8 protein-coding genes, 1 pseudogene and 1 riboswitch are annotated in these 12,548 nt (G+C 75.1%); of the genes and pseudogenes, 4 read left to right on the top strand and 5 right to left on the bottom strand.

Annotated features, from left to right (window positions below; genetic code table 11):
• Window positions 1-2: 2 nt before the first annotated feature.
• The 3 genes and pseudogenes from O2W20_RS10355 to O2W20_RS10345 form a co-directional block, all read right to left on the bottom strand.
• Window positions 3-1,050: pseudogene (locus O2W20_RS10355) on the bottom strand (alpha-amylase family glycosyl hydrolase); the annotation flags it as partial.
• A 300-nt stretch (window positions 1,051-1,350) separates the two neighbouring features.
• Window positions 1,351-2,742 (bottom strand): cytochrome P450, encoded by a 1,392-nt coding sequence (locus tag O2W20_RS10350; RefSeq protein WP_269172713.1) that lies wholly within the window; start codon window positions 2,740-2,742, stop codon window positions 1,351-1,353.
• Between the two features lie 354 nt (window positions 2,743-3,096).
• Window positions 3,097-4,035, bottom strand: a complete 939-nt coding sequence (locus O2W20_RS10345; RefSeq protein WP_269172714.1) for a hypothetical protein — start codon at window positions 4,033-4,035, stop codon at window positions 3,097-3,099.
• Window position 4,036: 1 nt separating this feature from the next.
• Window positions 4,037-4,195: riboswitch (cyclic di-AMP (ydaO/yuaA leader) on the bottom strand.
• A gap of 269 nt (window positions 4,196-4,464) precedes the next feature.
• Between O2W20_RS10345 and O2W20_RS10340 the strand changes: the two genes are divergently transcribed.
• From O2W20_RS10340 to O2W20_RS10325, 4 genes are all read left to right on the top strand, one after another.
• Window positions 4,465-5,868: a threonine/serine ThrE exporter family protein gene (locus tag O2W20_RS10340; RefSeq protein WP_269172715.1), complete on the top strand. Its 1,404-nt coding sequence runs from the start codon at window positions 4,465-4,467 to the stop codon at window positions 5,866-5,868.
• A gap of 254 nt (window positions 5,869-6,122) precedes the next feature.
• Window positions 6,123-7,124, top strand: coding sequence for a sugar ABC transporter substrate-binding protein (locus tag O2W20_RS10335; protein WP_269172716.1), 1,002 nt, complete (start codon window positions 6,123-6,125; stop codon window positions 7,122-7,124).
• Between the two features lie 94 nt (window positions 7,125-7,218).
• On the top strand, window positions 7,219-8,718 hold the full coding sequence (locus tag O2W20_RS10330; protein WP_269172717.1) for a sugar ABC transporter ATP-binding protein: 1,500 nt from the start codon (window positions 7,219-7,221) through the stop codon (window positions 8,716-8,718).
• On the top strand, window positions 8,718-9,788 hold the full coding sequence (locus tag O2W20_RS10325) for an ABC transporter permease (protein WP_269172718.1): 1,071 nt from the start codon (window positions 8,718-8,720) through the stop codon (window positions 9,786-9,788). Before O2W20_RS10330 ends, O2W20_RS10325 begins: the two co-directional genes overlap by 1 nt.
• An 80-nt stretch (window positions 9,789-9,868) precedes the next feature.
• Here the strand turns inward: O2W20_RS10325 and O2W20_RS10320 are convergent, their stop codons facing one another.
• Window positions 9,869-10,672 carry an SDR family NAD(P)-dependent oxidoreductase gene (locus O2W20_RS10320; protein WP_269172719.1) on the bottom strand — a complete coding sequence of 268 codons (804 nt, stop codon included), beginning with the start codon at window positions 10,670-10,672 and terminating at the stop codon, window positions 9,869-9,871.
• A 40-nt stretch (window positions 10,673-10,712) separates the two neighbouring features.
• Window positions 10,713-12,389, bottom strand: coding sequence for an amidohydrolase (locus tag O2W20_RS10315; RefSeq protein ID WP_269172720.1), 1,677 nt, complete (start codon window positions 12,387-12,389; stop codon window positions 10,713-10,715).
• Window positions 12,390-12,548: the final 159 nt, after the last annotated feature.

Raw genomic sequence — 12,548 nt, 5'->3', positions numbered from 1 at the left:
TCCGGCGTCCACGGCACCGGTGCCCGGCACCCGTCGCGCCCGCCGGGGTCCACCCGCTGGTCCGGGGTGACGACGGCGTCCTCCAGGCCCAGCTCCTCACCCGCGTACAGGAACGGGGTCCCGGGGAGGGTGAGCAGCAGCACCGCGGCGGCGCGCGCCCGCTGCTCCGACCCGCCGTACCGGGTGCGGTGCCGGGGGTTGTCGTGGTTGGACAGCACCCAGGTCGGCCAGGCCCCGACGGCGGTCAGCGCCGCGAGCGTCTCGGAGATCGTGGACCGCCAGAAGTCCGAGTCCCACGGCCCGAGCATGGGCAGGAAGTTGAACGCGAGGTGCAGCTCGTCGCCGGCCCCGTGGTACGGGGCGACCAGGCCCGGTGAGCGCAGGTTGACCTCGCCGACCATCGCACGGTCCCCGGGGAACTCGTCGAGCACCGCGCGGATGCCGCGGAGCAGTTCGTGGGTGACCGGCAGGTCGTGGTCGTGCACGATGTTCGTCCCGACCAGCTCCGGCGGGTGGTCGGGCAGGGCGGGGTCCTTGCCGATGAGGTGGACGACGTCGGCGCGGAAACCGTCGACCCCGCGGCGCAGCCAGAAGCGCAGCACCTCGTGCATCGCCTCCCGGACCGCCGGCTCGCTCCAGTCGAGGTCCGGTTGCTCGGGCAGGAACAGGTGCAGGTACCACTGGCCGGTGTGCTCGTCCCAGGTCCAGGCCGGGCCGCCGGTGAACTGGGCAAGCCAGTTGTTCGGCGGCGCGTCCGGCGTGCCACAGGTACCAGCTCCGGCGGGGGGAGTCCCGGGAGCTGCGGCAGTCCAGGAACCACGGGTGCTGGTCGCTGGTGTGGTTCGGCACCCAGTCCAGCATCAGCCGCTTCCCCCGGGCGCGGACCTCGGCGAGCAGCCGGTCGAAGGCCTCCAGGTCGCCGAACACCGGGTCGACGTCGCGGTGGTCGCTGACGTCGTAGCCGGCGTCGGCCATGGGGGAGGGGTGGATCGGTGACAGCCACAGCGCGTCGACGCCGAGCCAGCTGAGGTGGTCCAGGTGCGCCCGGATCCCCTCCAGGTCCCCGATGCCGTCCCCGGAGGCGTCGGCGAAGGACCGCGGGCAGAGCTGGTAGACGACGGCGGTGCGCCACCACGGCGCCGTCTCCGGGGCGGCCGGTCCCGGCTCACCGGAACGGGGGCGGTCACAGCGCCACCTCGCTGCCGGCCACCCGGCCGCGCAGCCACCGGTAGCCGTAGGGGGAGAGCCGGAACACCGGGTCCGCCGGATCGAACACGGGGCCTTGCTACCCCGGTCGACCGGCTCCGACGCGGACACGGCGCAGACTCCCCAGCGCCCCGTCCGGGGCGGTCAGAAGGTGACCGGCAGCTGCTCGACGCCGTACACGAAGGACAGCTCGCGCCAGGGGAGCTGCTCCTCCGGGACGGCGACGGCCAGGTCGGGGAACCGGCGGAACAGCGCGGGGAGCACGATCCGGAGCTCCATGCGGGCGAGCTCGGCACCGACGCAGCGGTGCATCCCGTGGCCGAACGCCAGGTGCCCTCCGTCGGTCGACCGCCCCGGCCGGAACCGGTCGGGCTCCGGGCCCGCCCAGTCCGGGTCGCGGTCGGCCCCACTGAGGGAGACGGCGACGAGGTCGCCCTGCCGGACCGGGCAGCCGGACAGTTCCAGGTCCTGCTTGGCGAACCGCGGGAAGGCCACCTGGACCACCGACAGGTGGCGCAGCAGCTCCTCCACCAGGCCGTCGACGTCGGCCGGCGAACCGTCCCGGACGAGGGCGGCGTGCGCGGGGTCCCGCAGCAGCACCATGGTGCCCAGGGAGATGGAGCTGGCGGTCGTCTCGTACCCGCCGGTGACGATGCCGTCGACCAGGCCCGCGAGGTCGTCGTCGGAGATCCCGTCGCCCTCGGCCCGGAGGATCCGCCCGATCAGGCCGTCCCCGGGTGCCAGCCGCTGCCGGGCCACCACGTCGAGGAGGATCCGCTTCTGCTCGGACACCGCGCCGAGCGCCGCCGCGGCGCCGCCGGTGGCGTCGAACCGCTGGGTGCCCAGTCGGACGAAGGCCTCGTGGTCGGCGTCGTCCAGGCCCAGCAGCCCGCAGATCACGTCCATGGGGACCCGCCAGGAGACGTACTCGGCCAGGTCCGCCGGCGATCCCGCGGCCGCGAGCTCGTCCAGCCGGCGGTCGACGATCGCCTGGACCGTGGGCTCCAGCCGGTCCAGCCGGCGCCGGGTGAACTCCGGCGCGACCAGCTTGCGCAGCCGGGTGTGCACCGGCGGGTCGGTGAAGCCGAGGCCGCCGACGTCGGCTGTCGACCCCGGTCCGGCGTCACGGAACAGGTGCCGGATGTCGTTGCTGTAGGAGTCGCGGTCGGTCAGGACGGCGCGAGCCTGCTCGTAGCCGGTCACGAGGTGCACGGCCAACCCCATCGGCAGGTCCAACCGCGCCACCGGACACCGGGCGCGCTGCTCCGCGAGTTCCGGCACGGGGTCCACGCCGTTCCGCAGCAGGGGCAGCCGGGCGACCTCCGGGAAGAAGGTCAGCTCGGTGAGGTCGATGCCCTTCCGCCGGATCCGCCGCTCCACGAGGCGTCCCAGCCAGGCCTGGGCCAGGGCCCGGGCCCTGCGCTGGCGGCGCGGTCGCCGGCTCGACCCGCGCATCGCCGGGCGGTCGGTGGGCGCGGCGGTCCGACGCAGGCGGCGACGCCCGGGCCTGCGTGGTGAGAAGTCGATCGTGGACATGGATCCCTCGTCGTCGTCGGGGCACCGGTGCGGCGACGAGCGCATCGGGCCCACCGGCGAGCGCCACCCGGCCGACGCCGAGTGCTGACTGCGCTGCGCCTCCCGGGCCACGGGTCGGGGACCCTCGATCGGCTCACGGGTCGCAGGCGGTCGATCTCGACGGTGCCCGCGGCTGGGCACGCCACCCCACAACAGCTGGTTCCACCCGACCCTCCCACGCCCGGGCTCGGAGGTGGTCGGCGGGCCTCGGGCGTGGCCGAGGGGTCGTGCCGGTGGGGAGAGCGGACGTGCCCTCCTGCCCGCAGCGCGGGCAGGAGGGCACGGTCTGGACCCTGGTGGCGGGACCCGGGCGGGTCAGCCTGCCTGGTAGTTCACGTGCGGGTGGTCGAAGTGGTTCGCCGTCACGCTGCCGCGGTCCTCCATGGGCTTCCAGGAGCCGTTCGGCGAGGTGAGGATCCGCTGCTGCCAGATGATGTAGTCCACGCCGAGCTGGTCCCATTGGGCGATGTGGTAGGCGACGATCGCGTCCCCGAGAGCGGCGTCGGACATCACCATGTAGTCCAGGGCGAGCCCGGAGGGGTGGCCGTTGGGGTCGGCGGCGCTGGCCCGCGTCCCACCGATGGTGATGCCCGCGGCGCCCGGCACGTCGGTCACGACGGCGTCCGCGGCGGCCTGCGCACGCGGCTGCACGGGACCGGCGCTGTTGCTGATCTGGGCGACCGTGGACGGGGAGGCAGCGGCCACCGCCACCGCCGGGACCGGGACCACCGCCGGAGCGGGGGCCGGTGCCGGAGCGGGGGCCGGAGCCGCCTCGGGAGCCGGGGCCGGGGCGGGAGCCACTGCCGGCGCGGGTGCCGGGGCCGGAGCCACTGCCGGGGCGGGAGCCGGGGCCGGGGCGGGAGCCGGGGCCGGGGCCACCTCGGGAGCCGGGGCCGGGGCGGCTTCGAGGGCGGGTGTCACAGCCGCCTCGGGTGCCGGTGCGCCGTCCTCCAGGCCGAGGGCGAACCGCAGCTGCCCTTCGGAGCGGGAGTCGTCACGCCCGCCGTGGAGGTCGCGGTTGCGCTCGTAGAGCGCCCGCCAGGACCCGCCGTTGGCCTCCAGGAGCGCGGCGATCGCGGCGCGCCGCTCGACGGTCTCCTGGTCTGCCGGGACGGCGGCGGGTGCAGCGGCTGCTGCGGGTGGCGCGGTGGTGGTGTGGGCCTGTGCCGGGAAGGCCAGCAGCCCGAGCGTGACGGCGGAGACGCCGGCCACGACGAGGGGACGGACGAGACGAGGTGCAGAGTGCTTGGGCATGGTGATCTCCGATCACCGCCTGAGGGGTTAGCTGTCGGGTTCGGGCGATCGGTGCCCGGCCGGCGATGCCGGCTTCACCCCGAGACGAGCCGACTGGTCGTCGGCGCGTCGTGTGCGGTGGTTCCCCCACCCCTGCCTTGACGAGTTGCGGATGACGGTCGGCAGGCAGGGTTGGGCGGGCCGGCGTCACGCCCACTGAGTCGGCGCGACGGGCACGTTATGGAAAAGAGACCGGACTGTCCTCGTGACGCGTCTCACCCTCTCGGCGCGCCGCCGACGGCGCGCCGACCGGGGGTCGGAAGTGGTGCCCGGTGGCGAGTCGGTCCGGACGAGGCCGTCGCCGATGGTCTCCGGTCGCTGTGGGGAAGGCCACGAGCCGGCCCTTCGCTGTCAGCGGTGCGTGCCGTCGGTGATCCGTAGCCTGGTGGAGTGCCCTCCACGAGCCCCGGCCGCCAGCGGCACCTGACCCGCCTGCCGGACCGCGCGCGGAAGGCGATCTCGGGATCCGGGCCGCCGACGGCGCCCTTCGCGCTGCGTGCCCGGCCCAGCCCGGTCGACGCGGGCACCGCCCGCTCGGCGCTGGGTCTGGCCCTCCGCATCGGGGAGTCGATGATGGCGGTCGGGGCCTCGGCGGCCGACGTGACCGCCACGGTGCTCCGGGTGGCGGCGGCCTACGGGTTGACCGACTGCCAGGTCGACATCACCTTCACCTCGCTGACCATCAGCTGGGACCCGGACGACGTCCCGCCGCTGATGCTGATGCGCATCGTCCGACCCCGGGGGCTGGACTACACCCGGCTGCAGGGGATCACCGACCTGGCGGCGGCGATCAAGGCCGAGGGCCTGGCGCTGGAGGACGCGCACCGCCAGCTGGACCAGGTCCTGGCCGCACCGCACCCCTACCGCCGGTCGATCCACGCCCTCGGCTGGTCGGGGGTGGCGGGCTGCGTCGCCTTCCTGCTCGGGGGTGGCTGGCTGGTGGCCCTGGTCGCAGCGGTGACCACGGCTGCGATCGAGCAGACCATCCGCGCACTCGACCGGCGCGGGCTCCCGATGTTCTTCCAGCAGGTGGCCGGTGCGGCGGTGGCCACGGCGTCGGCCGTCCTGCTCGTCGTCTGGGAGGTCGAGGTCCGCACCTCGCTGGTCGTCGCCGCCGGGATCGTGGTGCTCCTGGCGGGCCTCTCCTTCGTGGGCGCCGCCGAGGACGCGATCAGCGGCTTCCCGGTCACCGCCGCGGCACGGGGCTTCGAGGTGCTGACGCTGACGACCGGGATCGTCGTCGGCATCGCCGCGGTCCTGGACCTGGCGCAGCGGGCGCAGGTCCCGCTGGCCGTGCTCGACCCGGGCACGTCCGGCGTCCCGTTCGCCGTGACGCTGGCCGCGGCCGCCGGGATGGCCGGGGCCTGGGCACTGGCCTCGCACGCCCGCCCGGCGGCCATCGGGGTCGCCACGGCGGCCGGCGCGCTGGCCTGGACGACGGCGTCGGCGACCGCCGCGTTCGGAGCCGGTCCCGCGGTGGCGAGTGCGGCGGCGGCCGTGGTCGCCGGGTTCTGCGGGGAGTCGCTGACCGATCGGCTCCGGATCCCGCCCCTGCTGCTCGCGATCTGCAGCATCGTCCCGCTGCTGCCCGGGCTGACCATCTACCGGGGGCTCTTCGCGGTCGTCGTCGAGGGAGACGTCGGCCGTGGGGTGAACGGACTCGTCGGGGCCGCGGCGATCGGGCTGGCGCTCGCCGCCGGCGTCGTGCTGGGCAGGTTCTTCGGCCGGCCGCTGGGCGCCCGGCGCGACCGCTTCGACCGGCGGGTGCGCCGGCAGGCGACCACGGCCCACTGAGCAGCCGGGGACGGTCGGCGCGTCCCTGAGCTGAGGCGGACGTGCGGGAACAGCACGCTCGGGGACCGGTCCCCGGGCGGCCGGCCGTGGCGTGCGCGCCGCCGGGCGGAGCGGCCACGGTGCGTGAAAGGGCGAGATCGGGTGCGCGCGATGGTCCTCGACCGGTGCCGCCCGGCCCGAGGGTCTACCGGACCCGGCTCGCCCGTCGAGACCGGGGCCTGCCCCCGTCCCGCGCTGGAGAGAACGAGGCCCCCATGTCCGCACGCCGTCATCGAGCCACCGCCGTCGTCGTCGCCCCGCTCGCGGTGACCCTGGCCCTCACCGGCTGCAGCACGACGACCGAGAGCGGCAGCGCCGCGGCCGCTCCCGACGGTGGCGACACCGAGGTCGACACGATCCTCTTCGACTTCCCCTTCACGTCCCTGCCGATCTACGCGGTGCTGAGCCAGCAGATGCAGGACTACGCCGCGGAACAGGGCGTGACCGTCGAGTTCACCAACGACAACAGCGACCTGTCGACGCAGGTGTCGAACCTGACCACCTACCTCAACAGCGACGTCGACGCGGTGGTGTCCTTCCCGATGGACCCGGCCAGCGTCGACTCCATCGCGCAGCAGTACATGGACGCCGGCAAGTACTGGGTCACCTACGGCGGCGACCTGGAGAACCAGAGCAGCACGCTGCAGTTCAGCTTCACCGAGTCCGGGCGGATGCTCGGTGAGGACGCCGGTCAGTGGGCGCAGGAGAACCTCGGTGAGGCCCCCACGGTGCTGGTGCTGGAGGACCAGCTGACCCAGATCGGGCAGGAGCGGACCAACGGGATCCTCGAGGGGCTGCGCGCCGCCGCGCCGGACGCCGAGATCGTCGCCCAGCAGCAGGCGGTCACCCCGCAGGAGGCGCTCACGGTCACCAACTCGGTGCTGGCCTCGAACCCCGACGTGGACATGGTGCTGGCCGCCGTCGGTGACGCCGCCCAGGGCGCCTACCAGGCCCTGCTGTCCTCCGGCCGGGCCGCGGACGACCCGGAGACCTACGTCGGGGGCCTGGACGGCAACCTCTCGCTCTTCCAGGAGATGCAGAAGGGGAACTTCGTGCGCGGCGTCGTCACCGTCAAGTCCGAGGACATCGTGAAGGCGACGATCGACATCCCGCTGGCCCTGGGCCGCGGTGAGGAGCCGGAGACCGACGTCCCGGTGTACCTGGTCACCCCGGACAGCCCCGACCTGCAGGAGTACATCACCGCCTTCGGCGGCTGAGCCGCCGGGAGCGGCGGTCGGCCCCCTGCCCGCCGCTCCCGGCCACTGCCCGCTGCGCGACGGCGCCCCTGCACCCCGGATGACAGGACCCCGCATGACCGTCTCCATCCGTGGCCTCACCAAGAGGTACGGCCCGACCCTGGCCCTCGACCACGTCGACCTGGACATCGCCGCCGGTGAGGTGCACGCCCTGCTCGGCCACAACGGCGCCGGCAAGTCCACCGTGATCAAGTGCCTCGGCGGTGGCACCGCACCCAGCGCCGGCTCGATCACGATCGGCGGGACGACGCACGACGCACTGGACCCCCGGTCCTCCATCGCCGCGGGGATCGCGGTGATCTACCAGCACCTGAGCCTCATCGACCGGCTCGACGTCACCGAGAACCTCTTCCTCGGCCAGGAGACGACGACGGCGGGGGTCTTCCTGCGCCGCGCCGACCAGCGGGCACGTGCGGTGCGCCTGCTCGAGCGGGTGGGCCTGGACGTCTCCCCGGACACCCCGGTCCGGCAGCTGACCATCGGCCAGCGGCAGCTGGTCGAGATCGCGAAGGCGCTGAGCCGGGAGGCACGGCTGCTCGTCCTGGACGAGCCGAGCGCCGCGCTGTCCCCGGTGGAGTCACGCCGGCTGGCCGACCTGGTGCGGCTGCTCAAGGCCGAGGGGATCGCCGTCCTGTACGTGACCCACCTGCTCAACGAGGTCGTCGAGCTCGCCGACCGCACCACGGTCATGCGGGACGGGCGGGTCGTGTGGTCCCAGCCGATGGCCGGGGTCAGCAAGACCGACCTGGTGACCGCGGTGAGCGGCCGCGCGCACGGGGCGGCCGTGGCGCCGCGGCCGGTGGACCCGGACACGCCCCCGGCGCTGACCGTCGACCACCTGCAGGCACCGGGCCTGCACGACGTCTCCCTGGTGGTCCGCCCCGGGGAGATCGTCGGCCTCTACGGGCTGGTCGGGTCCGGCCGGTCGCGGCTGCTGGAGACCCTCTTCGGTCGCCGGCCGGTCACCTCCGGCACGGTCGCCGTGGACGGGCGCACGGTGCGGGTCCGCCGTCCCGACGACGCGCTCCGCGCCGGGCTGGCGCTCGTCCCCGGTGACCGGCTCCGGCAGGGGCTCTTCGGCTCCCTGTCCTCCGGGGAGAACACCGTGCTGCGGGTCATGTCGCTCACCGCGCGCGCGGGGTGGCGCCGCCCCCGCGCGGAGCAGGAGGTCTTCCGGAGCACCGCGGCCGCCTTCGGGCTGCGCCCGGCCGACCCCGAGGTGCCGGTGTCCCGGCTGTCCGGCGGCAACCAGCAGAAGGTGCTCATCGCCCGCTGGGTCAACGACCGGGCCGGTACCCGGGTGCTCCTGCTGGACGACCCGACCCAGGGCGTCGACGTCGGCGCCCGGGCCGAGATCTACGAGGTGCTGCGGCAGGTGGCCGCCGAGCGTGGCCTGGCGGTGCTGTTCGCCAGCAACGACCCCGACGAGGTGGTCGCGCTGGCCCAGCGGTGCCTGGTGATGCGCCAGGGCCGGGTCGTCGACGACCTCGACATGCGCCACACCGGCGAAGAGCAGCTGCTCGACCTCATCCACACCGAGCTGGAGCCCTCCTGATGACGACCGCCTCACCTCCCACCGTCGACGGTGCCGACCGTCGCACCCCGTCCACCGGGCGCGCCGCCGCACCCTCCCCGGTCGCCGCCGCCGCGGGCTGGCTGGTGAAGAACCCGCTGCTCGTGCTGCTGGTGGTGATGGTGGCCGGCGTGCAGCTGGCCACCGGGTCACAGCTGGGCTGGGGCAACCTGCGCGGGGTCTTCCTGGACGCGGCGGTCATCGCGATCGTCGCCGCCCCGGTCGCGATGCTGGTGATCGCCGGCTACATCGACCTGTCGGTCGGGTCGACCCTCGCCCTGGGCGGCGTGGTGGCCGGCAAGGTGGTGCAGTCCGGCGGGTCCCCGCTGGTCGCCGTCGGGTGTGCGCTGCTGGCCGGTGCCGCGGTCGGGGTGGTCAACGCCGTGCTGGCCACGGTGTTCGGGCTCTCCTCCTTCATCGTGACCTTGGGCATGCTCACCGCCGTCCGCGGCGTCGCCCAGCTGGTCAGCCCGTTGCCGCTGAGCAACTTCGGGGAGGCCTTCGGCTTCCTGGGCATCGGCAACATCGCCGGGATCCCGCTGCCGGCGCTGCTGGCCGTGGCCGTGCTGCTGGCCGCCGGGGTGTTCCTGACCCGCACGCCCGCCGGGCGGCACGTCTACGCGATCGGGGTGAACCGGGAGGCCGCCTACCTGTCCGGGGTCGACGTGCGGCGCATCCCGTTCCTGCTGTTCGTCACCAGCGGGGCCGCCGCCGGGCTGGCCGGCGCGATCACCGTCGCCCGGCTCAACAGCGCCCCGGCCGGGCAGCTCGGCGCCGGCTTCGAGCTGTCGGTGATCACCGCCGTGCTGCTCGGCGGCATCGCGCTCACCGGCGGTGAGGGCAGCATGGTCGACGTCCTGGTCGGGGTGCTGTTCATGGGGCTGCTGCGCAACGGCCTCACGCTGCTGGGCGTCACCACCTTCTGGCAGAACGTCGCCAGCGGCCTCGCGTTGGTCGCGGCGATCGCCATCGCCGCCGGCACCCACGTCGTCCGCGGGAGGATGCAGGCCCGGGAGGCCCACCGGCCCGACGAGCCGGCCACCGCCGGCTGAGGCCGGCTGAGGCCGGCGACCCGGCCGGGGGCGGGTGCCCTCGGCCGGGTCACCGGCCGGTGTCGCGCGGCGAGGCCGGGTCAGGACCGGTCGACGGACACCCGCGGGTCGAAGGGCACCGTGCCCACGTCCACGGCCACCTGCCCGCCGTCGACCGGGACGACCGCCGCGTTGACGTAGCGCGCCTGGTCCGACAGCAGCCAGGCGATGCACGCGGCGACCTCTTCGGCGCCGGCCGGCCGGCGGGCGGGGACCAGCGAGGTCACCAGCCCGTAGGCGGCGTCGCCGTCGAGGCCGCGGGGACCGCCGAACTCGGCCATCTCCGCGTCCGCCATCTCGGTCGCCGTCCAGCCGGGGCAGACGACGTTCGCCCGCAGCCCCTGGGGTCCGTAGTCGACGGCCAGGGACTGGGTGAGCGCGGTGGCGGCCGCCTTCGAGGCGGCGTAGACCGACATCTCGGCGCTGGCCCGCAGGCCGGCCACCGAGGCGACGGTGACCACCGCCCCCCGGGCCGCCAGCAGGTGCGGCAGCGCCGCCCGGAGCACGTGGAAGAGACCGCCGACGTTGACCCGCAGCGTCGCCTCGAACGCCTCGGGGGAGACGTCCAGCAGCGCCCCGGGGTGCATCACCCCGGCGTTGAGCACCAGGCCGTCGAGCCGGCCGAAGTGCTCGACGGTGCGTTCGACGACCCGGGCGGCGTCGGCCGGGTCGGCGACGTCACCGGTCACGGCGAGCCCACCGGTCTCCTGCGCCGTCCGCTGCAGCGGCTCGGGCCGGCGACCGCAGACGGCGACGCGGGACCCGGCGCGCGCCAGCGTTCGGGCGGTCGCCGCGCCGATGCCGGCGCCGCCGCCGGTCACCAGCGTGACCGGGCCGGACGTCACGGGGTGCGGGCCGGCGGCGCGCCCGGGCCCGTCGCGCGGGTCATGCCTGCGCGGCCGGGGCGTCGGCGGTGTGCACCAGCCGGCCGGCGAACCAGGTGCGCAGCACCTGGGTGGCGTGCACCTGCGCCGGGTCCACGGTGAAGACGTCGCGGTCCAGGACGATGAAGTCCGCCGACCGGCCCGGGGTGAGCCGCCCGGTCACCTCACCGAGGCCCATCGCCTCGGCCGGGTGCGTGGTGAAGGCGGTGACCGCCTCCTGCACGGTCAGCGCCTGCCCGGGGTTGAGCGCACCGGGCACCGCGGGGTCGGGGTTGCGCCGGGTGACCATCGCCTCCAGCCCGGTCCACGGGTCCGGCGTGGGCGCGGCGCACGGCCAGTCCGACCCGGCGGCGACCAGCGCGCCCGAGTCGACGAAGTCACGGAACGGCCAGGAGGCGGCGACGACCTCCTCGGGCACGTGAGCGGCGATGCTGTCCTGGATCACCCCGGGGAACCAGATGTAGGGAGACGCGTCGGCGACCACGTCGAGCGCGGCGAAGCGGCGCAGGTCGTCGGGGTGCACGTACTCGGCGTGCGCGATCTGAAACCGCGGCCCGGGCCCGCGGCGGGAGCGCACCTGCTCCACGGCGTCCAACACGAGCCGCACGGAGGCGTCCCCGGTCGCGTGGAACTTCGCGCCCAGGCCGAGGTCGTGGCACCGCTCGACCTCGGCGACCAGGTCCGGCAGGTCGTAGTAGAGGTCGCCGGTCGTGGCCGGCTCGCCGTGCCGGCACAGGTAGGGCTCCAGCAGCGCCGTCGTCCGGGTCATCGGGACCCCGTCCAGCACGATCTTCACGAAGTCCGGCCGGATCAGGTCGCTGCGCTGCGCCCGCGCCTCGGCGATCAGCTCCCCGCCCACCGGGCCGTCCTCGAGGAAGGGCCGCACCGGGAGGGAGGCGACCACGCGCAGCGTCAGCCCGCCCTCCGCCTCGAGCTCGCGGAGCGCAGCCAGGGGCGCGCCCATGGTCGCGGCCTCCTGCACGGCGGTGATGCCGTAGGAGTTCAGCACCCGGACCGCGGTGGCGACCGCCTCCCGGATGCGGGCCTGCGGGTCGGCGACCGAGGCGGCGAAGGCCGACTCCGCCCGCGCCGAGGCCAGCTCGTGCAGCACGCCGGTGAGCCGGCCGGCGTCGTCCCGGACGTAGCGGCCGCCCTCGACGTCCGGGGTGTCCGGGCCCACGCCCATCAGCTCGAGCGCCCGGGAGCTGACCCAGCGGTTGTGCATCGTGTCGTCGCGCAGCAGCACCGGCCGCCCGCCGCTGGCCTCGTCGAGGGTGAGCCGGTGACGCTCCTCGGCCAGCTGCCCGACCAGCGTGCTGCCGAGGATCCCGCCGACGACCCAGGCGTCCGGCTCCAGCCGGTCGGCCCAGGCGCGCACCTTCGCCAGCACCTCGGCCAGCGAGTCGCTCGGCAGCAGCGGCAGCTCGAAGGCCGCCTGGGCGCCGGCGAGGTTCAGGTGCACGTGCCCGTCGACCAGCCCCGGCAGCACCAGCGACCCGGCCAGGTCGTGCACCTCGGTGTCCGGCCCGCGGTGCGGCGCGACCTCCTCGACCGTGCCGACCGCCAGCAGCACCCCGTCGCGGACCGCCAGCGCCTCGGCCCATGGGCGCGCCGGGTCCGACGTCCAGATGCGGCCTCCGGTGACGAGGAGGTCAGCGGGGAGCGGGGTGGGGGACATCGGGCCTCCGGGCGGGCGTGGGCGGCTGGGGACGTGCGACGCCCGGGGCCACGGGGTGGACGGCCTGCCGAGCGGGCATGGACCGGCCGACCGGCGACCGGCCGTGCCGACACCGGCCAGTCCACGACACCGCGCCGGCCGGGGTCGACCATCCCGCGC

It is taken from the genome of Modestobacter sp. VKM Ac-2982 (genome assembly GCF_026967935.1).
Lineage (GTDB): Bacteria > Actinomycetota > Actinomycetes > Mycobacteriales > Geodermatophilaceae > Modestobacter.
Note: the sequence above shows the minus strand (reverse complement) of the source record. Positions and strands in the feature narration are given on the sequence as shown.

Excerpts from the sequence above, each read along its gene's own strand:
- O2W20_RS10330 (WP_269172717.1), top strand. The coding sequence starts at position 7,219 with ATGACCGTCTCCATCCGTGGCCTCACCAAGAGGTACGGCCCGACCCTG.
- O2W20_RS10335 (WP_269172716.1), top strand. The coding sequence starts at position 6,123 with ATGTCCGCACGCCGTCATCGAGCCACCGCCGTCGTCGTCGCCCCGCTC.
- O2W20_RS10345 (WP_269172714.1), bottom strand. The coding sequence starts at position 4,035 with ATGCCCAAGCACTCTGCACCTCGTCTCGTCCGTCCCCTCGTCGTGGCC.
- O2W20_RS10325 (WP_269172718.1), top strand. The coding sequence starts at position 8,718 with ATGACGACCGCCTCACCTCCCACCGTCGACGGTGCCGACCGTCGCACC.
- O2W20_RS10350 (WP_269172713.1), bottom strand. The coding sequence starts at position 2,742 with ATGTCCACGATCGACTTCTCACCACGCAGGCCCGGGCGTCGCCGCCTG.
- O2W20_RS10315 (WP_269172720.1), bottom strand. The coding sequence starts at position 12,389 with ATGTCCCCCACCCCGCTCCCCGCTGACCTCCTCGTCACCGGAGGCCGC.